The sequence below is a fragment of the Bacillus sp. J33 genome, assembly GCF_000518885.1.
Taxonomy (GTDB): Bacteria; Bacillota; Bacilli; order Bacillales; family Cytobacillaceae; genus Cytobacillus.
Genome location: NZ_JAEL01000024.1, coordinates 1 through 24,218 on the forward strand (window position 1 = coordinate 1; position 24,218 = coordinate 24,218).

Below are 24,218 nucleotides of genomic sequence, written 5' to 3' on the forward strand. Positions count from 1 at the left end.
AATTCGTTCTTTGCCAAAATAGGACTCATCTCAACTTACTGGCTTTACTTACACAAAACCTTGGGCTACTCCCTCGAGCAGTATATCGAAGATATACAGAAGAATTCAAAAGAAAAACAGCGAAGAACAAAAGAAAGACATAAAAGAAAAGGCAAGGAGTATTATACTCCTCGCCGTCTAGAAAAGATGCAGAATGCCTGGAACGCATCNTCTTGATAATCATTGTAACATATGGGTAAGCCGTATGCCTTAGTAGGGCACGTGCGGTTTGATAAGGGGGAAGCCATGAGAATGGTTTCCCTACTTTATTCTTCTTTCAAAAGAACCTGCCGGGTACTTTTAGCATTGAGATCCGCATATTCTTTTTTAAAGGCAGCTGTGTAAAAGGAGTGATTGAGTGTCTTATCATACTCACGTACCGCCTGGAAAACTCCATTTTGTCAGCCCTAATCCGTTAACAACTATTAATCCTATTCAAGTGTGGCCGAGAATTTCAAGACGCGCTTTTTTAAGCCCGTTCAGTTTTGTGGCTGGTGATGTGACCATACGCAAAAATGTCTTTGTTGCGCCTTTTGTCAGTATACGCGCGGACGAAGGGAGCCCTTTTTATATAGGGGAAGGGACGAATCTCCAGGATGGCGTGATCCTCCATGGACTGAAAAATAGGTATGTTGATAAAGGAGACAAGAAATATTCCATTTATCTCGGAAAAAATGTTAGCTGTACGCATGGTTCATTAATACATGGTCCATGTTTGATTGAGGATGGTGTTTTTGTTGGATTTCAAGCTATTGTTTATTCAGCCGTCATAGGGGAAGGGGCTTTTATTTCAACAAGTGCTGTGGTGACAAATGGGGTTAGGCTGAGGCCAAATAGTTTTGTTCCGCCGGGGGCTTCCATTGACACTCAGGAGAAAGCCGATTCACTTTCACCTGTTCCCAAAAATGATGCCGACTTTGCAAAAGAAGTACAGCGCGTAAATCAGGAATTTCCGGCCGCTTACTCACTCATGTTCGGAGATATCCGCTGTTCCTGTGGATTATCCTGCAATCATGATCGAACCGGCTCATAATTTACAAAAGCCGCTCAGAACATACATTCTGAGCGGCTTTTCCATTTTAAAGTGCATCTTTTATCACTTTTTTTGCATATATCACAGATAAAATCCCAAAAATCGAGTAAAGAACTGTGTATAGCACCATGACCAAAATCATCGGGGTCCAAAGCTCACTTCCGAACATGAACCAGCCTGACTGGACGGCGAAGTAGCTGTGCATCAATCCGATCACAAGCGGGATTCCAAAGTTAAACGCCTGTTTCGATTGAATTCCGCGGAGGAGATCACCCTGTGTAAAACCAAGCTTCCGCAAAATCGTATAGTTTGGTTTCTCGTCTTCGCTTTGATCCATTTGCTTAAAATAAAGAATGCAGCCTGAAGTAACCAGGAAGGTTAATCCAAGAAACCCGACAATAAACATGATCAATCCCATATTTGATTTTTGCTGATTAATCATATCCAGCTGGGAATCGGCTCTTCCGCTGAACTCGAGATTCTGGTAAATTTCATTTGCTTTTTCACTGTTTTCATCGTCTAATATATCAATACCGATAGAAAGCGAGTATTCAAGCTGAACATCAGGGTCCAGGTCTTCCTTTAATGTTTCATATACTTTGTCGTCAACTATTGCAACTGGCAGACCGCCGCTAGTGAAATAAAAGGGGAGCACAAAATCTTTATTCAATCCCAAATAATTTTGTTCAATTGTCTTTGTTTTCCCTTTAAACTCAATATCTCCTGAATCATTGAGCGTCATAAATTTCTGAAGTATATCATTATAGCCTGTCAGCACAGTGTCTTGTGAGGTAAGTTTAATGCCAGGTATGGACTTTTCACTTATTACAGGCAGGATCATCGTCGGAGATTGAATATTCATATCATCCATATTCACATCCATTATGTTCTCCATATTCGCCTCTACCTGCAAGACTTCAATTCTGTTTTCCTTATAGTACAGACTTTCTGCTTCAAGTGCCTTTTTAAAAATTTCAGCATCTTCTTCAGCCGTCATTGTAAAGTGGGCAGGGATGCTATCCAGTGCCGATTTTTCTGCAGAGTAATAGGAAATATAGCTGAGTGATAATAACCCAATGGCTAAAGCAGATAGAGTAGTTATAATGGTTAATAAAAGCGCGTTGGATTTCATCCTGAACATGATGGAAGACAGAGATAAAACTTCATTTACATTTAAGTAACCGCCTTTCTTTTTGCGAATCAAGCTGGCAATAAAGCTGACAGACCCTTTATAGAATAGATAGGTTCCAATAATAACTGAAGCTAGAATGAATGTCATTGCCATAAATAATTCTGTCATGCTTGTAAAATCTCCGCCGAAAAGCAAGGAAGATACATAGTACCCAGTGATGATCAAAATGATCCCCAGGACCCCCATAAGCATTTCCAAAAGCGAAAGCTTTTTCACTTTTCCTTCCGCAACCGATACCACTCTAAATAAAGAAAGGATAGTTTGTCTTTTAATAAATACAAAATTCATCAGCATGATAAAAAAGTATATGACTGTAAAGACAATCAGTGTCTGAACAAGCGCCTCTACAGAAAAATGCAATTTTGCGATGCCTTCTACATTGGTTAATTTAAATAAAATCATCAAGATCAATTTGGATATAGAAAACCCAATAAAGATTCCGAAAATCAATGAACCGAAATATAATAGTAAGTTCTCAAGGCTTAGCAGTTTAAAGATTTCATTCTTTGTCATCCCGATTAGCTGAAAGAGCCCAATTTCTTTGCTCCGTCTTTTGATGAAAATATTGTTCGCATATAGAAGAAAGATAGATACAATCGCTACCAGCAGAATGGAGGCAGTTCTGACGGCAGCGGCACCTTTAATGGATCCCTTTACTTCCGTGACCGCCGGATCGTATTGCAGCGTAACAAATGCGAAATAGAGAGCAGCACTAAAAATAAGTGCGAACACATAGAGATAGTAATTTTTGAGATTCTTTTTCAAATTGCGGAAGATTAGTGTATTAATGCTCATGCTGCACACCGCCCAATACACTTTGTGTTTTCATAATATCTTTGAAAAAGGCTTGTCTGGATTGATCGCCTTTATTTAGCTGAGAATAGATCTGTCCATCTTTAATAAAGATTACCCTGCTGCAAAAGCTTGCTGCGACAGGATCATGAGTGACCATAATAATCGTTGCTTTTCTTTGTTGATTTAAATCACTTAATTTATTTAAGAGATCGGATGCAGCTTTTGAATCAAGCGCCCCAGTTGGTTCATCAGCAAATATTATGCTCGGCTCATGAATGAATGCGCGGGCCGCTGAAGTCCGCTGTTTTTGTCCGCCGGAAATTTCGTTTGGATATTTATCCTTTATTTCAAAGATGCCAAGCTCATTGGCAACAGCTGTGAACTTCTCAACCGCTTCTTTTTTTGGTGTTTTGGTAATTGAAAGTGGCAGGAGGATATTTTCTTTCACAGTCAGCGTATCCAGAAGGTTGTAATCCTGAAAAATAAAGCCCAAATGCTGTTTTCGGAACTGTGCGAGCTGCTTATCCTTCAAACCGGTTAGTTCTTTTCCTTCAATTTTAATTTCACCCGCACTGACACGGTCAATGGAAGAAAGCACATTAAGAAGGGTTGTTTTCCCTGAACCGGAGGCACCCATAATGCTTACAAATTCTCCAGTCCCAATCTGCAAATCTATTCCTTTCAGGACCTCCTGTTTATTAAATTTATTTCCGTAGCTTTTATGAATTTTATTTGCTTCCAAAACGATCATTTGCAATCATCCTTTCTATTGTCTAGCTTCTCGGGGGCATAACCAAATTACTCCAGAAATCAGGACAAGAAACGCTTCAGCATTGAAACTTCGCCCGTCCAAAGCGAGCCTTCGGAGGATAAGGAGTTCCTTTTTTAAGACGCTGACGCTTGCTCCGATATCTCAATTATAGAATGACATGAATGAGTATTTCCTTCGATTGAACGAACAAACAGCAAAAGCATGTGACACTTTTGTCACATGCCTGTTATGCTGACAAATTCATTTCGTTTAGGAAAAATGAGCAAAACCGTGGTGCCATTTCCTGGTTCGGATTCTGCAAGAATTTGTATTTTAAGATGTTCTGAAGCTTTTTTGGCCAGGTATAAGCCCATGCCAGTAGCTGCTTTGTCCCGATGGTTCACAGTAGAGGTAAAGCCTTTTTCGAAAATACGCGGCAAATCTTTTTGATTGATGCCCCTGCCAAAATCCTGGATTTGCAGAATCGTCCGATTATCACGTATATAACTGGAGATCAGGATGTCTGATTCCTCGCTGTATTTTACTGCATTGGTTAGGATCTGCCGGATAATAAAACTGAGCCACTTGGCGTCCGTAAGCACCTTGGTTTCTGCCAATTCAACCCCAAAGCCGATTCCTTTTTGAATGCACCAGGTTTGGAGGGATCTGATTTCGCTGAAAATGATCTCTTCAACATTCGTTTTTTCAATATATAAATCGTTCTCCATAAAAGGTATTCGTTTTTGATGAAGCTGCTGATCGAGCAGAAGGTGGATGCGCAGCCATTCATAGGTAAGGGAGGCTCTAATCTGATGGTCCTCGAGACGGTCAATCATAAGATGCATCGCAGTCAAAGGCGTTTTAACCTCATGGATCCATGAAAGCAAATCATCTTTTTCCTGTTCAAGCAGTATACGATTTTGAGTATATTCTTTCTTAAAGCTTTCAGTCTGCCTCACCATGCATGATTCTACAATCTCTTCAAAGGGACTTTCAGGTTCAGGAATACTCGTTAGATCCAAATTATCTTTCCGTTCCTCCATCGCTTTATAAAATTTCGTTTCTTTTTGAAAACGAATCATAAAAAATCCCAAAAAAATGATCAAAGATAAAAAGCTGTAATAAAGGAAGGGTTTTAACGAAATTGCAGAATCTATGTAAATAATTAAGGCTGCAAGAATCTGCAAAAATATAAAAAGCAGAATCCAGCTCATTCGTTCTTTCATATATCTTTTAAACATATGGTGAATCCTCTTCGGTTGCCATATATCCCTGTCCGACCTTTGTTTCAATTCTGGTTCCCAGCCCAATTTCATCAAGCTTTTTGCGAAGCCGGTTTACATTGACCGTCAGGGTGTTGTCACTGATGAACCGTTTATCATCCCAAAGTCTATTAATGATTTCGTCACGGGTGACAATCTGATTTTTTCGCTCAATCAAAAGCTTAAGGATGTAAATTTCATTTTTAGTTAATGCTATGGAACCTGCATCAGTTACAACAGTATTTTTTTCGTAATCAACGGTGGCGCCGCACCATGTCTTCAGCTTACTCTGGGCCGCGCTATAATTATAGACACGCCTTAGAATGGCCTGTATTTTTGCAATAAGGACATCAAAGTGAAAAGGCTTTTGAATAAAATCGTCAGCACCAAGCTGCATCGACATCACCATATCGGTAGGGTGGTCGCGTGAAGAGAGGAAAATAATCGGCACATTAGAATGGGAGCGAATCATCCGGCACCAGTGAAATCCATCAAACTTGGGAAGCTGTATATCGATAATGACTAAATCAGGCTCCACTTCTGTAAAATCCTTCATGACATTGCTAAAATCCTTAATTCCATATACATCATATGACCACTGAGAAAGGCGGTCTTTGATTTCATTAAAGAGCGAGGCATCATCCTCGATTAATAGCAGCTTAAACAAAAAAACTCACCACACTTTTACATAATCCTTCCATTATTGTATAGGAAAACATGCAGGTGTGCCAGAATATAACTGGTTTATGTTAAAGTGGGATGCCGTCGTGGAAAAACGCTTAATTTTAAATGAGGGCAGTTTTTCGTTTGTGGAAAGGCAGTAATGCAAAATCCTAATTGCGAGGTGAAATTAGGATAAGTTTGAATCAAGAGCCTTGGGACTATGCAAAAAAGGCCCTTTCCAAAGCATAAACAAAAAGAACCGGGCACAAAACCCGGCTCGCTAAATACGCCGCCAATCACCCTGCAGCTGATGCATCTAATCTTGCTTTCTGTGCGCTTTCCTTTTTCCCATGCAGAACAAAATAAAGCCCTGCTGTTAATAAGACGAACACGGACAGTATGCTATAAAGTGTGCTGTATCCCGTGACTGGAATAATGAATCCCAATACATAAGGCCCGAACCCCAGCCCTGCATCTAGAAAAATAAAGAAAGTGGAAGTTGCCAATCCCATCCTGTGGACTGGCGTCAGTTTGACTGCTACAGCCTGTGTGCATGATTGCATATTTCCGAAACCTAGCCCAATCAAGGCACCTGCCAATAACAAGGTGAAGCTGCTGCTGGCTATACTTAACACAAACATGCCGGCTGCAAACATAACGAATGCAGGGTACATGACATAATTGGCGCCTTTTAGATCCATCAAGCGTCCTGTAAAGGGGCGGGAAATCAAAACCGCTGCAGAGTATACAAGAAAGAAGAAACTTGCAGCACGGACTAAATCAATTTCCATCGCGTAAAAGTTGATAAAAGACAGGACGCCTGAATATCCGAAAGCGATAGCCAATGTAATAAACGCAATAGGTACTGCCTTTGGTTCAACAAAGTTGGAAATGTTGAAGGATTTTATCTCTGATGAAGTTTTTGATGAAGCTGCAACTTGTGGTACATATAAAAAGAAGGCAGTGATGAAAGCAAAAATTCCTAAAGCCAGACAGAAAAGGAAGATCGATTCAAAGGTAACCTGCTGCATCATATATAGCCCTATGAACGGACCAATGGCTGTTGCCAGCGTGGCACTCATGCTGTAATAGCCGATGCCTTCACCTTTGCGCGCTGATGGAATGATTTGTGCAACGATTGTTCCGGTTGCTGTGCTTGCCATACCCAGTGCAATACCGTGAATGAAGCGATTGATCAAAAGAAAAGTAATGCCGATATTGACAAAATATAATAGTGTCGTCAGTGTAAAAAAGATAAGTCCTAAATACAGGGTTTTTTTGCGCCCAATTGTATCAATGGCACGCCCGATATTAAGTCTGCCGATCAACGTTCCGATGATGAAAATACCCGTTACAAGCCCGGCCTGGCTTGTTGTTGCTCCGTAATTATTGACAGCAAAGACGGCAATCGTGACCATCAATAAATAGAAAATTAGGGTTAAAAAAAAATTGACCGATGATACAATGATAAAGTCCTTTGTCCAGAGTTTATGTCCAGGATGATTCAATTTATAACTCTCCCTGCTGTATTAAATTGTTTCGGATTTCGCACATTAGCCGAATTCCCTCCAGTTGTTCCTCCTCAGAAACTCCCTTTAAAATTTCCTGTTCAAATTCATCAATCGTCTTACGGACTTCCAAATAGATTTTCTTTCCGTTCCCCGTAAGCTGCATTCTTTTTTCTCGTTTGTCCTTTGTTGGAACAGATTCCAAATAGCCCATTTCTTCTAATTTATAGATAGTCCGTGTTATAGTCGGTTTTTCCACTCCAAGGTAGTTTGAAAGCTCCACAAGGGTCGCGGAACCTTGATTAAATAAGTAATAAAGGATGGACCATTGGGCGCGGTATAAATTGTGCTTGCTTAACTCTGCATTCAGTCTGTTCTCAAAAGGGCGGTACAATAAAACTAGGTGATGGAAGAATTTTTGAAAAGTCTTGATGGTATAACCTCCTAAGTAGTTACTTTGGGTAATAGTTATTTAGGGTAACTAATTTTATATATCTTATTATAATGTATTCCGTTTTGCTGTGTAAATAGGTTCCGGCTAAAAAGCAATTGTTATAGCGGTTTTCTTAATGGTCAAAAAGAATTAGGCAAATTTGTGACAACATGTCACATCACATTGACATGTGACACGTTGTCATATAAAATTCAAGATGCAGGAATGACACAGTGTCATATCGAGGTGAAAAGCTTTGAATCAATCAAAACATATAACGCTGATTAAAAATCTGCAACAGAAGGGAGTAAATGCAGCTCCCTGTAAAAGGCCAGCCATTACTCATCCACCAAAAACTACGGCTAAAATATGAAGGAGCCATTCATTATGGTTACAAAATCACCTGAACAATACTTGCTTATAAAAGAACTAAGGACCGACTTAATGAGATTTATGATGTCCTATAAATTTGCACTGGAAGAAATCAATACGAAAATAAACATCTTGAAAGAGGAGTTCCAATACGTTCATGACTATAATCCAATTGAACATGTAAAATCCCGTTTGAAGTCTCCTGAGAGCATATTGAAAAAGCTCGAACGAAAGGGCCTTTCGTTTTCTTTAGAATCCATTAAAGGGAATATCAGGGATATCGCAGGTGTTCGCATCACTTGTTCCTTTGTATCCGATATTTACAAAATTAAAAATATGCTTGAAAGCCAAAAGGATATTACTGTATTGGATTGCAAGGACTATATTAAAGAGCCAAAGCCGAATGGCTATCAGAGCCTTCATCTTATTGTTCAAATTCCCATTTTCATGTCAGATAGGGAAGAGTTTGTCCCTGTGGAAATTCAAATCCGCACAATAGCGATGGATTTCTGGGCAAGCCTGGAGCACAAAATTTACTATAAGTACAACAAAGAAATCCCGCAAAGAATAGTGAATGAACTGAAAGAGGCTGCCGAAACGGCTGGACGCCTCGATCGGAAAATGGAGAATATCCATAAAGAAATGATTCAGCTAAAGCAGCGTGGCGGAGAAGAAGAACTACCTTTCCGCTTTGAGAGCTTACAGGACCTATTGACCAATAAAGGAACATAACATAAAGGAGATTATTTATATGCAAATTTGGACGGACATGCCGAATTTTGTAAAAAGAGAGCTGGAGCAGCTTGAAGAAAAAATATCGCCTATTACCAAAAAGGCTGCCAGATATATTTTTTGGTCGACGCCTTTAATTATTCTTTCATTAATTAACCTGATGACTTTATTCTTTACTGTGCCTGACCAGGAGACATCCCCGCTGGCTATTTTCATTTATGCCATTATCGGTGCGCTTGGTTTCGCTCTTTCCAAAGAAGGGAAACACCAGCAGCAGGAAATCCAAAAAATAAGCACAGCGTATATAAAAGAACGGATTAAAAAAAGCCAATGGGCCTCAGATCACCTTAAATCAAGGTACAAGGTGCTTATTAATGAAAATCCCCGTAAAGCAATCCCATATTTTATTCAGTTTTTAAAAGAGGAGAAGAGAGATTGGCAGTAAGGAGGAACCATCTTTGCCAAAAATTACATTTTTCAACTTGCCGGATGATAAACGGGAAACGTTAATCTGTGCAGCTAAAAAAGAATTTGCCCGGGTGCCGCTTTACCAGGCTTCGATTTCCAATATTATTAAGGATGCCAAAATTCCGAGAGGCAGTTTTTATCAATACTTTGAAGACAAGGAGGATGCCTTTTTCTTTTTATTGGCTAATCATGTTGCTGCATACAAAGACTATTTTGTAAATTCATTGCAAAGGTATGAGGGCGATATTTTTGAAGCCATGATTGATTTCTATCAGGTCATCATTACTGAAGAAAAAGAAAATCTGCAATTTTTAAGAAACCTGTTCCTTAATATGACGCACCGGATTGAAAATGTTTTTACAACAAGCTTCGGGGAAACGGATATGAACGAAAACTTTAAAAAGATCAGCACGCTGATCAATCATGAAATGCTGAACATTAAGAATGAACACGAACTTTTTCATATGATGCAAATTATTTCGTCGGTCACCTTTCATAATATTGTGAAAAAATTCTCAGGGGAATTAACCTTTGAAGCCGCATTGGACAATTATAAGACACAGATTCATTTATTAAAGAAAGGTTTTATCTCTTAAATTTTACAAAAAGCCTGTCTCTAAAAGGATTAGAGACAGGCTTTTTTGGGAAGGTAAAAAGTAGCAAGTGGCTCATTCTCCAAATGGGGAATAATTGAAACTAATATAGATGGGAAGGGAGTTTCATATGGCAAACAAGAACAGATGGCTGATTGCACTATCAGCTGTCGCCATTCATCTATCCATTGGATCTGTATATGCCTACAGTGTTTATCAAAATCCATTAAAGGAAGCATTGGGATGGGAAAAAACCGATGTATCCCTGGCATTTACGATTGCGATTTTCATTCTTGGTGCTGCCGCTGCCTTTTTTGGAAGGTTTGTCGAAAAAAATGGCCCACGAAAATCTGCCATGATTGCAGCCGTATTTTTTGGTTTAGGGACCATTGGATCAGGTTTCGCCATTCAATTAGAAAATTACATTTTATTCTTGATCTTCTTTGGACTCATTGGAGGTTTAGGACTTGGCTTTGGCTATATTGCCCCTGTATCCACATTGGTAAAGTGGTTCCCGGATAGAAGAGGACTAGCAACAGGAATGGCAGTTATGGGATTTGGTGCCGGTGCGCTTATTACAAGTCCAATCGCAAGCAGATTGATGATTGCCACAGGCATTCCAGCCACTTTTTACATCCTGGGAATAAGCTATTTTATTCTAATGATTGCCGGTACGCTTTATATTGCAAAGCCGCCTGAAGGATGGAAACCGGAAGGAATGGCAGAAAAGAATGAAGAACGGCCTGTAAAAGCCGACCTTTCTCAGCTTACTGCGAATGAAGCCATTAAAACCAAGCGATTCTGGCTCCTATGGATCATGATGTTCATCAACATTTCTGCAGGAATCATGATCTTGTCGGTTGCTGCGCCAATGGCACAAGAGATTACTGGTGCCAGTGCCATAACTGCTGCAAGCATCGTCGGCATTATGGGCCTCTTTAACGGCGGTGGAAGAATTGGATGGGCATCCGCATCCGACTACTTGGGAAGAGGCAATACATACATGACCTTTTTCCTGATCCAGGTGGCCGCATTCGTTATTCTTCCGTTCATTACCAACTCATTTATCTTTTCCATCTTCCTTTACATCATTGTTTCTTGCTATGGTGGAGGATTTGCCTCATTGCCGGCCTTTATCGGGGACCTGTTTGGGACCAAACAGCTTGGTGCCATACATGGCTATCTGCTCACATCCTGGTCAATCGCCGGTGTAGCAGGACCGATGCTTGTATCCAATATTTACGAAGCAACACAAAGCTATACCGTTACATTCTACGTGTTCGCAGTCATGCTTGGAATCGGCTTTATTGTATCGCTCCTAATGAAGCGAGATATCAAAAAAATCAGGGAAACGAAGAAACAAAAGCGGGCGAGCAGCCAGCTTGTTACTGAATAATGGAAAGCTCTTGCCTATGACCTGGCAAGAGCTATTTTTTGTGAAAATAGGTTGCCCCTTTCCCGAAAGCAGGGGAAAGGGGCAGAGGTTATGCATTTTTCAACAAATAAAACGGCACAAGGAACATCCTATAAATTCTCAAGCGCAGAAGGGTGAATACGGTCATTTGTACAATCAGGACATATATCCAGGATGTCAAAGCTATATTCTTCTTCCTCAGTCTCGTCCCTACGCCCGCAGATTTCACATACTCTAGCCAAATGGAGCCCTCCTCTGAATCTTGATGAAACTTTCTCCGAGTTTAGTGGCCATCAGGAGCAGCAATGTTATATCCACAGTCCTTAATGGCCTGTTCGAAATCCATAAAGGATGCAGCGTCTTCATCGAAAGAAATGACAGCTTCCCCGTTCATGGAATTCAGCTTCACTTTTCGGACACCCCAGACATCATAGAGAGCCTGGTTTAATTTTTCTTCATCGTTTTTATCCATGTTTTCAATCGAAATTGTCCGGGTAATCAAGACAGAATTCACTCTCCTGTTTTATAATGCGTATGATCTTTGCCCATTTCCTTGCCCATCCCCTTAAGAAAACCAAGCATTGAATGAATCGCTAAATTGGTGTCAGGGTCCTGCATCGCTTTCATAAGCCCCCACATGCTGCGTTTCTCATTTTTCTTCATCACTTCTGCAGACTCATCAAGCCCTTTCGTGACGGCGTTCATCATCATGCTCATTTGCTGGGGATCGAGGGAGCCCAGAAAATCGATAGTATTAAAGCCGTTGCGGATAATATTATGCATATTCGGCTGGTTGATCTGCTCGATCGCAATGGCGGCCACTTTTTCCTTCGAATGCAAGAATCCCTGTATGATATCGAGAATTCCCGACTTTTGCAGCTGGCCGATAATATCAATTGCACTTGAAATGGCTTCACGGTTTTCGGCAAGCTGCTCTAGAAGTGCAGCTATATCCTTTGCCTGTTCCTCCTGAGCGGAGGGCTGTACCAGCTCAATTTGCTTGATCGCTTTCGCCATCGTATAGACCCTCCTTTTTTAGCATTTCCGGAATAGAGATAAAATCGTCCCGGCTCCATTTCTTCTCGGTTTCTACGCCAATATGAGGCTGCGGGCTGCCGAACCGGAAGTTATGATGGGGAAGCGGAGAATCGCCATCCTGCATCACAACTTCCATTTTCACCTGCATTTCCTTGTAGTTCGGTGTATGTGTAATTTTGTCATGATAGCTGCTTGTCAGCTTGTTGACCGCACCAATGCCTTCAGTTGTATGCATCGGCAAATATAGCTCTTTTCCCTTAACCTGATCTGTCACCCAGACTTTGACCTGTATATGGCCATAAGGAGACGTGAGGCGGACAAGGCTCCCGGTTTGAATATTTCGTTCTTCGGCCAATTCTGGTGAAACCTCAAGCCATAGCTCAGGTACTTTATACGAGATCCCTTCAGACTGATATGTCATATTGCCTTCATGGAAATGCTCCAGGATCCGGCCATTATTGAGATGAAGATCGAATTCTTCGCCAGCTTCAAATGGAGGAGTCCAATCTACCGTAATAAGCCGTGCCTTTCCATCCGGGAAGTTGAATTTGTCCTCATAAAGCAATGGTGTATCGGTACCATCTGCTGCAACAGGCCAAACAAGGCTTTCCCAGTTTTCAAGGCGGTTGTAGCTGACTCCGGCAAATACCGGCGCAAGTTTGGCCACTTCATCCATAATTTCGCTTGGGTGCTGATAATTCCAGTTGGCTCCGAGCTTATTGGCAAGCTCCTGGAATATGTGCCAATCCGGTTTGCTGTCGCCAAGCGGCTCCAATACCTTGTAAAATCTTTGGATGCGGCGCTCTGTATTTGTAAAGGTGCCGTCTTTTTCAAGGCTCGGGGCGGCCGGCAGAACGACATCCGCGAATTGAGCCGTCTTTGAGAAGAAAATATCCTGCACGACAAAGAATTCCAGTTTTTCAAACGCTTCATGAACATAGTTGATATTAGAATCAACGAGGCCCATTTCTTCGCCGAACAAGTACATGCCTTTTACTTTGCCTGCCTGGATGGCTTCCACAATCTGATGGTTATTCAGTCCCGGCTTTTTCGGCAGATCGGTTCCCCATGCTTTTTCAAAACGGCTGCGGATTTCATCATTTTCAATCGGCTGGTAGCCAGGAAGCCATGTTGGCATGGTGCCAAAATCACTGGCGCCTTGAACATTGTTATGGCCGCGGAGCGGATATGCACCTGCACCCGGTTTGCCGAAGTTGCCCGTGATTAGCAGCAGGTTGGCAATTGCTGTGCTGGTATCTGTTCCGCCCAAATGCTGTGTAACGCCCATTGCCCATAAAATGCAGGTGCCTTTAGCTTCATGGATCATCTCAGCGATTGTAATCAGCTTATCCTTTGATATCCCCGTAACTTCTTCGGCATATTCCATCGTAAATTTATCAAGAGATTTGATATATTCTTCGACATGATTCACACGGTTATTCAGGAACTCGCGGTCATGCCAGCCTTGATCGACGATATATTTGGTTACAGCGGAAAGCCACACAAGGTCTGTTCCCGGTCTCGGATGGATATGCAAATCAGCCCGGTCTGCCAAATCATTTTTACGAAGATCTGCGACAATCAGTTTTTGGTCCGCCAGTTTGTTTGCCCGCTTAATCCGCGTTGCGAGTACAGGATGGGACTCTGCTGGATTGGCGCCGACTGCAATAATTAAATCCGAACTTGCAATATCCTTTATCGTACCGGAATCTCCGCCTACTCCAACTGTCCGGATAAGTCCCATGGATGCTGGCGTCTGGCAGTATCTTGAACAGTTATCAATATTGTTCGTTTTAAATACAGCCCGGGCCAGCTTTTGGAAGAGATAGTTTTCCTCATTGGAGCATTTGGAGGAAGCAATGAAACCAAGGGCATCCGATCCTTCTTCTTCCTTAATCTTTAAAAACTTCTCTGCAATAAGGGAAAGGGCCTCATCCCATGTTGCTTCATAAAATTTCTCGCCCTTACGGATTAAAGGCTTCGTCAGCCGTTCCTTGCTATTTATAAAACTCCAGCCAAATTTTCCTTTTACACAAGTGGAGATGCCGTTTACAGGAGCATCAGGCTGCGGCTGTATTTTTAAAATTTCCCGGTCCTTTGTCCAAACCTCAAAGCTGCAGCCAACACCGCAGTAGGTACAGACTGTTTTAGTCCGCTCTATGCGAGCCTCGCGCATTGCAGCTTCTACATTGGAAATTGCAAAAATTTCTTTATAGCCAGGTTCTACTTCTTTTGTTAAATCGATCATCGGCTCAAGCAGCGGCTTCGGAATATTGGTGAGATAACCTGCTTTGCCCAGCATCGATTTTTCCATCAGTGCATTACAAGGGCAAACCGTCACACAGTGACCGCATGAAACACAGGATGACTCATTAACCGGCACATCGTTATCCCAAATAACACGCGGATGCTCCCGATCCCAGGCGATGCTCAGCACCTCGCTGACTTGAAGATCCTGGCAAGCCTCGACACAAAGCCCGCACAGAATGCACTGATCTGGCTCATAGCGGTAAAAAGGATTCGAATTGTCCTGCGGATAGGGCTTTGGCTTAAATTCATACTTCTGGTGCTCAATTTTGAAATGCTCCGCTGTATTATGAACCACACAGTTTCCGTTATTGTTATCGCAAACCGTGCAATAAAGCTCATGATTTTTCAAAATCCGGGACATTCCCTCTAATTGAGCTTCCTTTGCTAAAACAGAAGCGGAGTTTACCTTCATGCCAGGTTCAGCAGGTGTCGCACATGAACGTTTCAGCTCACCATCGATCTCCACATAACAAGTATCACAAGTCTGTATGACCCCAACCCCCAAATCAGGCTGGGTGGAACAAATCCCCGGCAAAAAATGATTGAAATCCCGCGCCGCCTCAAAAATCGACTGCCCCGGCCGAGCCTCAATCTCCTTCTCATCTACAAAAAAAGTAAACCTTTCCTCGCCCATTCTGCACCACCTATTCAAAAAGTACTTTTACGAAAAAGTATTTGCCAAAAGTGGAAAATGTATAACAGATTTCCCGGTATTGGATGGCGGTGGATGTTTAATAATGGTTTATATTAGAACTCTTTACTAACAGATATTATCGCGGGTGATAAGGGGGGAGGAGCGTGATGGAGAGCATGGCACCCTTGGCTGGGCATGCGAAAAAAAAGGGTGAAATGGGAGCAGAAAAAAACTCTTCATAGACCAATCAAGTGGGCCTAAACAAAAATATAAGAACATAGATTACGCGATTAACCAACAGAATATAATTCTGAAAGGAAACTGTTCATAAATCGAAAAAAGAAGCGAGGTTATCTTCCTCAATCAATCCGATAAACACCCATAAATTTAATATTTCAAATAATATCGTCGTTAATGGAAGGGATTAACACCCATATTTTGTTGGATTTAATAAACTCGTCTTTAATAAGCTGAATTAGCGCCTAAAAAGATGCCTAGGAATGAAAAATTGTCGCTATTCATTCAAATTAATCCCAAATTGATTGTAAAGGTATCGATTTCGTCGTAAATATGTTTCTATAGCGACCAAAAAGCCTGTGCGGTCCCAATATCGCCGCTAACCAATTTAATCCAATAAAAGCAGTAAATGCAAAGAAAACATCGACTTCAAACAAAATCAATGCCGCCTTTCCGCAAATTAATTTCAGCAATTAAGCTTTACCGTTGAAAAAACTGATCAAATCATATAATATAAGACTACAAGCTGCGTTGTTCGTAATCATAATAAAGTTTTAACCTTTAAGCTGTAATAGGGAGTTTTACATTGAAACGGGAATGACAGGCCTCTGTCTATTTGACTGGGAGGACATGCAGGAAGGTTTCTGCGAACACCCACTTTGAGGAGTGGTGGTTTAAAACTTTCTTATCATTCATTACGGCAAAGGCGGCTGCTACATAATGCAACTAACCAGTTCCCAAACAGGGGCTGGTTTTTTTGTGTTTAGAATTCCGGTTTCTGGTTAAACCAAGATAAAGTGAAACTTCCAACAGAGGGGGGGCTTTCATCCCCGACTGATGGTTAGTCGGATTCTGCTGTCGCTAAGATCTCCGCTAACGCTTCGATCAATCGACACTGCGAACCCGATTGGCTCAACTAATCCTCAGCTTACGCATCGGCAAGTTTCACTTTATCTCACCAATCGGGCTTCTACGGGCAGTTGCCCCCATATCCTTTTTTGTCCCCTCAAAGTCTTGAAGTGGGGGTCTTACTGCCCGTTAATGCGGGATAAACGACATATACAGGAGTGATGAAAACATGAAAGAGATTACTGAAAAAAGATTTTGTGAAATTTGCCGGAAAGATACTGCCCATATTGCCAGGGAAGATGCACTTGAAATAGAGTATATCTGCAAGGAATGCAATCATGAGGAAAATGTCATTAAGTCATTTTTTTAGCCAGTTTGCTACTGGCTGTATTTATTGACACTACTCATTAGCCGTGTTAAAGTGAATTTATCTCGAATTAAAGATATTTTATTTTAAGATAAAAAAACGGATAGCAAAGGGAGGATTTTGCGTTGAACCATCTTAAAGGGATTCACCACGTTACGGCCATTACAAGCAGTGCTGAGAAAAATTATGAGTTTTTTACCTATATACTGGGGATGCGATTAGTTAAAAAAACGGTAAACCAGGACGATATCCAAACCTATCATTTGTTTTTTGCGGATGATACAGGAAGTCCGGGCACAGATATGACTTTTTTTGATTTCCCTGGAATTCCAAAAGGTTCTCATGGAACAAACGAAATTTACAAAACATCATTCCGGGTGCCGACTGATAAGGCGCTTGATTACTGGGTTAAGCGCTTTGACCGCCTGGAAGTCAAACATTCAGGTATAAAGGAGCAGTTTGGAAAAAAAACACTATCATTCGTTGATTTTGATGATCAGCAGTACCAACTCATCTCTGATGAAAATAACAAGGGTGTAGCATCCGGTACACCATGGCAAAAAGGGCCAATCCCGCTTGAATTTGCGATTACCGGATTGGGGCCGCTATTCGTCCGGATTGCTCAGTTTGACTATTTTAAAGAAATGATGGAAAAAGTGCTTTTATTCGAAGAGATCGCACAAGAAGGAGATTTCCATTTGTTCGAAGCTGGTGAAGGCGGAAATGGTGCACAGGTAATTGTTGAGCATAATACCGTATTGCCGCAGGCGCGCCAGGGATATGGAACAGTCCATCATGCCGCATTCCGGGTGGAAGATAAATCAGTTCTTGAAGAATGGGATCAGCATATGAGAAGTTTTGGTTTCCAGACTTCAGGATTTGTGGACAGGTTCTTTTTCGGCTCATTATATTCCAGGGTAGCTCCGCAAATATTATTTGAATTTGCTACAGACGGTCCAGGATTCATGGGGGATGAACCTTACGAAACACTAGGTGAAAAATTATCGCTCCCGCCATTCCTTGAATCAAAAAGGGAACAAATTGAAAGCTATGTCCGTCCCATTGATACAATCAGAAGCACTAAAGAGTTTATAAAAGAATAATGTTAAAAATAGGCAATTTGGACTCCGCGTCGTTTTATTGATTTAACGCAGTGGAGGACAGTTGCCTTTTTTTAGCGTATAATGGTGATAATATCTTGACAACAGGAGCAAAGGACAGTGGAGAAACATAAAAGCAAATACAGGTGGCTTGTATTTGGCGCAGTTTTATTTGCATATTTCTTAATTGTAAGCCAAAGGACGGCACCTGGCTTAATTACAGACCAATTAATGAAGGAGTTTGGCGTGACAGCCGCAGCTATTGGGCTGCTGACAAGTATTCAATTTTTTGCCTATGCCAGTCTGCAAGTTCCAATTGGAATCTTGTCTGATCGCTTTGGACCGAATATTTTTCTGATTGCAGGCACCCTATTAAACGGAGCAGGCACTCTATTATATAGTTTTGCAGGCAATGAATATATCCTGTTTGCAGCCAGAATGCTTGTCGGAATCGGGGATGCCACCATTTGGATTAATGTGGTGATCATTTTAGGCCGCTGGTTCAAGGTGAATGAATTTGTTAGATTGCTTGGATTTGCTGGTATGTCTGGGAGCTTTGGTTTTTTGCTGGCAACCGTGCCATTTTCCATTTGGATTTCATTATGGGGCTGGCGTATCCCATTTTTTGCAGTTGGAGTTATTCTTACGATTCTTGCTGTTTTGCTTTATTTCATTTTAATTTGGAAGCCAAGAAGAATGGGAATGGAAACAAGGAATTCTGCTGAAAAAAAGCAGCCGAGAGAAAAAACAGCTGAAATCCTAAAGAGAGTTTTTTCTGACCGTCAGGGATGGGCTACATTTTTCTGCCACTTTGGTGTTGTCGGCACTTATGTTGGCTTCATTGGATCATGGGCAGTTCCATATGGGATGGATATGTATGGGCTGACCCGTTCGGAATCAAGTCAGCTGGTGATGATCGGATTGTTTGGCGCGATAATCGGTGCGCCGCTAATGAGCTCAATCTCGGGACGGCTTGGCGCTATTAAGCGTCCGTATCTTTTCGCCCATATCATCGTATTTATGGGATGGGCCACTTTTCTTTTATTTCAAGGCAAGCCGCCGTATCCGCTGCTGATTGTACTTTTTCTAATCATGGGCTATGGAAACGGAGCCAGCACGCTTACATTTGCGGTTGTCCGTAAATCTTTTGATATTAAGGATGTGGGAGTTGTGTCAGGCTTTGCCAACACAGGCGGATTTTTAAGCGCGGTATTGCTGCCCTTTATGTTCGGAAAAGTTCTTGACAGTTTCCCTTCCGGATACCAATATGGTTTTATAATCCCCGTAATTTTTTCATTGATCGGGCTTTTTGGAGCAGCCTTGATAAAAGAACAGGAACATAAAGTGAAGCAAACAAGGGAAATGGCAGTTAAAGGGTAAATATAAAAAGCTCTAAAATAATTTGGTAAAATTGATAGTAAAGGAGACATGGCAATGATCGCTTCATTGGAAAAGGCTGAAAATGGCTATATAGCTCATTTTGCAAGAAAGTTGGATCATCCAAGAGAAGACGTTTGGGCAATGCTGACTGACAATAGCTGTTTGAAAAAATGGTTCCCTGAACTGCATGTTGAAGAGCTTAAAAAAGGCGGTAAGATCAAGTTTGATATGGGTGATGGCAGCTTTGAGGAGATGGAAATACTGGGTCTTGAACAGCTGGCGATCCTTGAATACACATGGGGTGACGATATTGTCCGTTTTGAACTTGAAGAGGAAAATAGCTCTACACAATTAAGATTGATTGAAAAAATTACCGAAATTACCGATCACACGCCAAGGGATCTTGCAGGCTGGCATGTTTGCCTTGATGTAATTTCCAGGCTGCTTGATGGTAAAAACACAGTCAGCCGTAAAGAAGAATGGGAAAAGTGGTACGAGGAATATAAAATTGCAGTTGATGCAGTAATGAAGCCCTGAATAGGGCTTTTTTATTTTCATTTCATGTAAGTGTGAACTTTTATCTATCAAATCACTAAATGCTTAAATTGGCAAATAAATTTTTGATGTATCCAAATTTGTATGATTCAACCCATTAAAATAAGAATTTTCAGAATAAACTGTTGAATATTTTTGCAGATTGTTTATACTGAAACTATAACATACCAACCGGTTAGTCAATAAGGGAGGGACAAACAATTGGATTTTTCACGAAAGGTGAATTTACATATGACATTGTAAAAATTCCTCTGAAGATAACATTTCGGGAAAAGGAAAGGGATCTGATTAGGACGAATTCACCAATGCATGCGGCTTATTGGGGCAGCTAAACGTGCGCTTAAGGAATAATGTAAGCGTGTACACAATCGGGCAATGTCCTGATTGTAGATGGCGGCACACATGTAATGTTAGAAAAAGATTGAGTGACAAGTTGATTGCAAATAATGGAGGGATTTTTATGAGTGAGAAAAAAGCCTGGCTTGCCCACTATCCTGAATCTATAGCAGCTGAAGTGAACATTCCAAGTAAATCAATGCCTGAGATGCTGCAGGAAATTACAGCCATGTATCCGCAAAATAATGCCTTATCTTTTTATGGAAGGAAAATTACATACGGAGAGCTGCAGAAAGCAGTTTATGGATTTGCCGCATCTTTGCAGAAAAATGGGATTCAGAAGGGTGACCGTGTTGCCATCATGCTGCCTAACTGCCCTCAATATGTAATTTCCTATTATGGCACCCTTGCTGCTGGTGCCATCGTAACCCAGGTGAATCCAATGCTGGTTGAGCGTGAAGTGGAACATATCATGAATGATTCTGGTGCTGAAACCCTTGTCGTCTTAGATGCCCTATATCCGCGTGTGAAAAGCGTTCAAAACAATACGAAGCTGAAAAATATTGTAGTTGTCAGCCTTCAGCCATCTGAAGCCACATTTGTGCCAGACAAGAAATTTGATGCATTTTTGCTTGAAGGAAAAGGGCAGTACACACCTGTAAATATCGAGCCTGAACATGATATAGCAGTCCTCCAATACACAGGCGGAACAACAGGCCGATCCAAAGGCGCCATGCTAACTCACCGTAATGTGCTGGCCAATTGTATCCAAACGTATGAATTTTTTAAAGAAAGAACGAAAATTGGCCGGGAAAAATATTTAACAGTCATTCCTTTATTCCATGTTTTCGGGATGACTGCCTGCATGAACTTTGCTATTTTTACTGCGAACGTATCGATCCTTTTGCCGCGCTTTGAGTTGGAAGAAGTGCTGAATACGATTAAAAATGAACAGCCAACGGTGTTCCCGGGGGTTCCGACCATGTATGTAGCAATTACTAATCACCCGCGTGCAGAGGAATATGGCATTAGCAGCATTGAAACCTGCAATAGCGGCAGCGCACCAATGCCTGTTGAGCTGCTGCATGATTTCGAGCGGAAAACAGGTGCTCAGATTCTTGAAGGCTACGGTTTATCCGAGGCTTCGCCTGTTACCCATTGCAACCCTCCTTTTTCAGAAAGAAAGCCTGGTAGTGTTGGCATTGGCTACCCTTCAACAGAATATAAGGTGGTCGATTTGGCGACTGGAACAGAAGAAGTTCCAGTGGGCGAGCTTGGCGAGGTGATTATTAGAGGGCCGCAGATTATGAAAGGCTATTGGAATATGCCTGAAGAAACAGCCAGCACTTTAAGAAATGGATGGCTATTTACTGGTGATATTGCACGCATGGATGAAGATGGCTTTCTGTATATAGTCGATCGCAAAAAAGATCTTATCATCGCGAGCGGTTATAATATTTATCCCCGTGATATTGAAGAAGTGCTTTATGAGCATCCCGCTGTTCAGGAGGCAGTTGTGATTGGCGCGCCAGATGCTTACCGTGGAGAAACGGTTAAGGCAGTCCTCGTTTTAAAAGCAGGCAAAACAGCTTCTGAGGAAGAAATTATTTCTTATTGCAAGCAAAACATGGCGGCCTATAAGGTGCCTTCCATAGTAGAATTCCGTGATGAGCTCCCAAAGACCAATGTTGGTAAAATCCTTCGGAGGGCATTGAGGGAAGAACTCCGGAAAAACTAGGAAATATGATATAATTCTGTCGATATTTTCTTACAGAAGCGGGGACTAACATTGAAAGAAAAAATAACAGAAAAGAGCATCCAGCTATTTGATCAAAAAGGCTTTAGCGAGACATCGATACAGGACATTGTCGACAGTATCGGTGTGACGAAGGGCACATTTTACTACTATTTTTCAAGCAAAGAAGAGCTCCTGATGGATATCCATCTTCGGTACATTGATGAGATGCTGTCGAACCAGGAGGAGATCCTAAAGGATGAATCGAAACCATGCAAAGACAAATTGTTTGAAATTTTCCATATGCTGATCAGCAATATTAAAACAGAGGGAGCCAGTGCCAAAGTGTTTTTCAGGGAGATGCGAAATCTCAGTGAAGAAAGACTTTCTGAAATCCTCCCTAAAAGGGAGCAATTCAGGCTTAATGTTGAAAAACTTTTAGAAACAGGCAAACAGAACGGCGAGTTTAGGCCTGATTTAAAAACATCCATTGTCACGTTTGGCATTCTTGGTATTGCCAACTGGAGCTATCAATGGTTCAACCCGGATGGAAGCATTTCTGACAGGGAAGTGGCTGAGATTTTCACGGAAATGATTTTAAAAGGGATTGAAAGGTAAAAACCAAAAATAGTTTGCACGCATGGAGACGATATCCGCGAAAATTTAAATATATCCGCTAATTCCTGATTTTATCCAAGTAAACAAAATTTTATCCGCCATTGGATTTGTCAGCATACCAACTGTTCAGTATAAGAAAGAAGAAAAATAAATGAATGGGGTGCCAGCATGAATGAAATGACTATAACCGTCCGCTTTTGCGAAACAGATGCACTCGGCCATGTAAACAATACCAGTTATTTTATTTACCTGGAGGAAGCCCGCGTTAAATATTTTGAAACGCTTGGCTACAGCATGGACGTGAAAAAATGGCATTTCATTTTGGCTTCGACCAAGTGCGATTTTTTGAGCCAGGGATACTTTAACCAAATTCTTACCGTAAAAACCTGGGTTTCTCGCATTGGCAGGAAAAGCTTTCAGCTCGATCATGAAATCGTCTGTTCACAGACAAACAACTTGATTGCCAGGGGCAACGCCATTATAGTCTATTTCGATTTTCAGAAACAGGAAAGTGCTGACATTCCTGATTTGCTTAGAGAAGGGCTTGCACAGAATTTAATAGAATCATAGGCATATCTCCCTGCGGAAAGCAAGTGTCCCATGCTGAAATATGCGGGGAAAATTTATAAAACTAAAACATCATACTATGAGAAAAGAGCTTTTGGAAAAAGAATTCCAGAAACAGAAGGATCAGGGAGCTTCAATATGAACGAGGCGGGCTTTGCTGCAGCATTCAGAATATATTTCTAAATAAGGAGTGTCCAAAATGAAAGCCATTCAATTTAAGGAATATGGAGGACCGGAAGTTCTGAACGTAATAGATTTAGAAAAACCGCAGCCAACAGGGCGTAAAGTGTTAATCGAAGTACATGCCGTTGGTGTGAACTATGCGGATACAGCCAGAAGGGAAGGACAATATGTGGTACCAACACCTCTGCCCTTCATCCCAGGTGCCGAGGTGGCAGGTGTTGTCGTTGCGACAGGCAAAGAAGCAAGCATTCCGGTTGGAACAAGAGTTGTTACGCTGATAGAATCGGGCGGCTACTCTGAGTATGTGGCAGCAGATGAAAGGGGACTCATTCCTCTGCCGGAAGGGCTGGACTTTAAACTAGCCGCAGCGCTTCCGCTTCAAGGTTTAAGTGCTTACCATATTTTAAAAACAATGGGCCGGCTTGAAAAGGGAGAAAGTGTTCTTGTTCATGCAGCAGCAGGCGGCGTAGGAACCCTTGCTGTACAGCTAGCGAAATTATTCGGTGCCGGGAAGGTGATCGCTACTGCCAGCTCAGATGAGAAGCTTCAGCTTGCTAAAGAAATGGGAGCTGATGTACTTGTGAACTATACAAAAGAAGGCTGGGAAAATGAAGTCGTGGAGGCTACAGGTGGAAAGGGTGTAGATGTTGCGCTGGAAATGGCTGGAGGGGAGATTTTTAATAAAACGTTAAATTGCCTTGCAGCTTTTGGCCGCCTAGTAATTTATGGTGTCGCAAGCGGGGAGCAGAGCCGGTTATATCCATCATCCTTAATGGCCCGCAACCAGTCGGTAATTGGCTTCTTCCTGCCGCAGATAATGAGAAAACCTGAACTGCTGCAGCCTAGCATGAAAGAATTAATGACCTATGTAGCCGAAGGAAAATTAAAGCTAACAATTGGCGAAGTCCATCCATTGGAAGATGCTGCAAAAGTCCATACACTTTTGCAGTCGCGAAAAACGAAGGGGAAACTGATTCTCGAACCTTCAAAATAATTTGGAAGCCTGTCATTATGGCAGGCTCTTTTTTTCATGTAAAACCAACAGGAGAACCGC

General features: G+C 41.6%; 23 protein-coding genes and 1 other RNA gene. 14 read left to right on the forward strand and 10 right to left on the reverse strand.

Annotated features, from left to right (window positions below; all coding sequences use genetic code 11):
- The first annotated feature begins 397 nt into the window (after positions 1-397).
- Positions 398-1,072 carry a carbonate dehydratase gene (locus L634_RS0109690; RefSeq protein ID WP_026582276.1) on the forward strand — a complete coding sequence of 225 codons (675 nt, stop codon included), beginning with the start codon at positions 398-400 and terminating at the stop codon, positions 1,070-1,072.
- A 46-nt stretch (positions 1,073-1,118) separates the two neighbouring features.
- Here the strand turns inward: L634_RS0109690 and L634_RS0109695 are convergent, their stop codons facing one another.
- From L634_RS0109695 to L634_RS0109720, 6 genes are all read right to left on the reverse strand, one after another.
- Entirely contained in the window at positions 1,119-3,059 is a 1,941-nt protein-coding gene (locus L634_RS0109695) for an ABC transporter permease (RefSeq protein WP_026582277.1), read from the reverse strand.
- A complete protein-coding gene (locus L634_RS0109700) occupies positions 3,049-3,810 on the reverse strand; it encodes an ABC transporter ATP-binding protein (RefSeq protein ID WP_026582278.1) in 762 nt (253 codons plus the stop codon). The genes L634_RS0109695 and L634_RS0109700 overlap by 11 nt, the downstream gene beginning before the upstream one ends.
- A 236-nt stretch (positions 3,811-4,046) precedes the next feature.
- Positions 4,047-5,051, reverse strand: coding sequence for a sensor histidine kinase (locus tag L634_RS0109705; protein WP_026582279.1), 1,005 nt, complete (start codon positions 5,049-5,051; stop codon positions 4,047-4,049).
- A complete protein-coding gene (locus tag L634_RS0109710) occupies positions 5,044-5,739 on the reverse strand; it encodes a response regulator transcription factor (protein ID WP_026582280.1) in 696 nt (231 codons plus the stop codon). Before L634_RS0109710 ends, L634_RS0109705 begins: the two co-directional genes overlap by 8 nt.
- 292 nt (positions 5,740-6,031) lie before the next feature.
- Positions 6,032-7,243 carry an MFS transporter gene (locus tag L634_RS0109715; RefSeq protein ID WP_026582281.1) on the reverse strand — a complete coding sequence of 404 codons (1,212 nt, stop codon included), beginning with the start codon at positions 7,241-7,243 and terminating at the stop codon, positions 6,032-6,034.
- 1 nt (position 7,244) lies between these two features.
- Entirely contained in the window at positions 7,245-7,676 is a 432-nt protein-coding gene (locus L634_RS0109720; RefSeq protein WP_026582282.1) for a MarR family winged helix-turn-helix transcriptional regulator, read from the reverse strand.
- Positions 7,677-8,063: 387 nt separating this feature from the next.
- Here L634_RS0109720 and L634_RS0109725 point away from each other — a divergent pair, with 387 nt between their 5' ends.
- The 4 genes from L634_RS0109725 (at position 8,064) to L634_RS0109740 (ending at position 11,237) form a co-directional block, all read left to right on the forward strand.
- A complete protein-coding gene (locus L634_RS0109725) occupies positions 8,064-8,780 on the forward strand; it encodes a GTP pyrophosphokinase (RefSeq protein WP_026582283.1) in 717 nt (238 codons plus the stop codon).
- Between the two features lie 19 nt (positions 8,781-8,799).
- Positions 8,800-9,225 carry a DUF5392 family protein gene (locus L634_RS0109730; RefSeq protein WP_026582284.1) on the forward strand — a complete coding sequence of 142 codons (426 nt, stop codon included), beginning with the start codon at positions 8,800-8,802 and terminating at the stop codon, positions 9,223-9,225.
- A 13-nt stretch (positions 9,226-9,238) separates the two neighbouring features.
- Positions 9,239-9,844 carry a TetR/AcrR family transcriptional regulator gene (locus L634_RS0109735; RefSeq protein ID WP_026582285.1) on the forward strand — a complete coding sequence of 202 codons (606 nt, stop codon included), beginning with the start codon at positions 9,239-9,241 and terminating at the stop codon, positions 9,842-9,844.
- Between the two features lie 127 nt (positions 9,845-9,971).
- Positions 9,972-11,237: an L-lactate MFS transporter gene (locus tag L634_RS0109740; RefSeq protein WP_026582286.1), complete on the forward strand. Its 1,266-nt coding sequence runs from the start codon at positions 9,972-9,974 to the stop codon at positions 11,235-11,237.
- A 128-nt stretch (positions 11,238-11,365) separates the two neighbouring features.
- Here L634_RS0109740 and L634_RS34630 read toward each other — a convergent pair whose 3' ends face one another.
- From L634_RS34630 to fdhF, 4 genes are read right to left on the reverse strand one after another with little or no spacing between them, the layout of a single operon-like run.
- Positions 11,366-11,497: a hypothetical protein gene (locus L634_RS34630; protein ID WP_269521519.1), complete on the reverse strand. Its 132-nt coding sequence runs from the start codon at positions 11,495-11,497 to the stop codon at positions 11,366-11,368.
- A 41-nt stretch (positions 11,498-11,538) separates the two neighbouring features.
- Positions 11,539-11,757, reverse strand: a complete 219-nt coding sequence (locus L634_RS0109750; RefSeq protein ID WP_026582287.1) for a heavy-metal-associated domain-containing protein — start codon at positions 11,755-11,757, stop codon at positions 11,539-11,541.
- Positions 11,758-11,765: 8 nt separating this feature from the next.
- Positions 11,766-12,272 (reverse strand): DUF1641 domain-containing protein, encoded by a 507-nt coding sequence (locus L634_RS0109755; RefSeq protein WP_026582288.1) that lies wholly within the window; start codon positions 12,270-12,272, stop codon positions 11,766-11,768.
- A complete protein-coding gene (fdhF, locus tag L634_RS0109760) occupies positions 12,247-15,237 on the reverse strand; it encodes a formate dehydrogenase subunit alpha (protein ID WP_026582289.1) in 2,991 nt (996 codons plus the stop codon). Before fdhF ends, L634_RS0109755 begins: the two co-directional genes overlap by 26 nt.
- A gap of 757 nt (positions 15,238-15,994) precedes the next feature.
- Between fdhF and ssrS the strand changes: the two genes are divergently transcribed.
- The 9 genes from ssrS to L634_RS0109805 all read left to right on the forward strand — a co-directional run bounded on the left by ssrS (position 15,995) and on the right by L634_RS0109805 (position 24,158).
- Positions 15,995-16,191: non-coding RNA, 6S RNA (ssrS, locus tag L634_RS32620), on the forward strand.
- A gap of 361 nt (positions 16,192-16,552) precedes the next feature.
- Positions 16,553-16,693, forward strand: a complete 141-nt coding sequence (locus L634_RS33820) for a hypothetical protein (RefSeq protein WP_198029744.1) — start codon at positions 16,553-16,555, stop codon at positions 16,691-16,693.
- A gap of 122 nt (positions 16,694-16,815) precedes the next feature.
- Entirely contained in the window at positions 16,816-17,793 is a 978-nt protein-coding gene (locus L634_RS0109770; protein ID WP_026582290.1) for a ring-cleaving dioxygenase, read from the forward strand.
- 117 nt (positions 17,794-17,910) lie between these two features.
- Positions 17,911-19,170, forward strand: a complete 1,260-nt coding sequence (locus L634_RS0109775) for an MFS transporter (RefSeq protein WP_026582291.1) — start codon at positions 17,911-17,913, stop codon at positions 19,168-19,170.
- Positions 19,171-19,224: 54 nt separating this feature from the next.
- Positions 19,225-19,707, forward strand: coding sequence for an SRPBCC family protein (locus L634_RS0109780; protein WP_026582292.1), 483 nt, complete (start codon positions 19,225-19,227; stop codon positions 19,705-19,707).
- Positions 19,708-20,185: 478 nt separating this feature from the next.
- Positions 20,186-21,799: a long-chain-fatty-acid--CoA ligase gene (locus L634_RS0109785; protein WP_026582293.1), complete on the forward strand. Its 1,614-nt coding sequence runs from the start codon at positions 20,186-20,188 to the stop codon at positions 21,797-21,799.
- Positions 21,800-21,850: 51 nt separating this feature from the next.
- Complete coding sequence (locus tag L634_RS0109790; protein ID WP_026582294.1) at positions 21,851-22,414, forward strand: TetR/AcrR family transcriptional regulator; 564 nt, start codon at positions 21,851-21,853, stop codon at positions 22,412-22,414.
- 168 nt (positions 22,415-22,582) lie between these two features.
- Positions 22,583-22,984 (forward strand): acyl-CoA thioesterase, encoded by a 402-nt coding sequence (locus tag L634_RS0109795; protein ID WP_026582295.1) that lies wholly within the window; start codon positions 22,583-22,585, stop codon positions 22,982-22,984.
- 196 nt (positions 22,985-23,180) lie between these two features.
- Positions 23,181-24,158, forward strand: coding sequence for a quinone oxidoreductase family protein (locus L634_RS0109805; protein WP_026582296.1), 978 nt, complete (start codon positions 23,181-23,183; stop codon positions 24,156-24,158).
- The last annotated feature ends 60 nt before the right edge of the window (positions 24,159-24,218 follow it).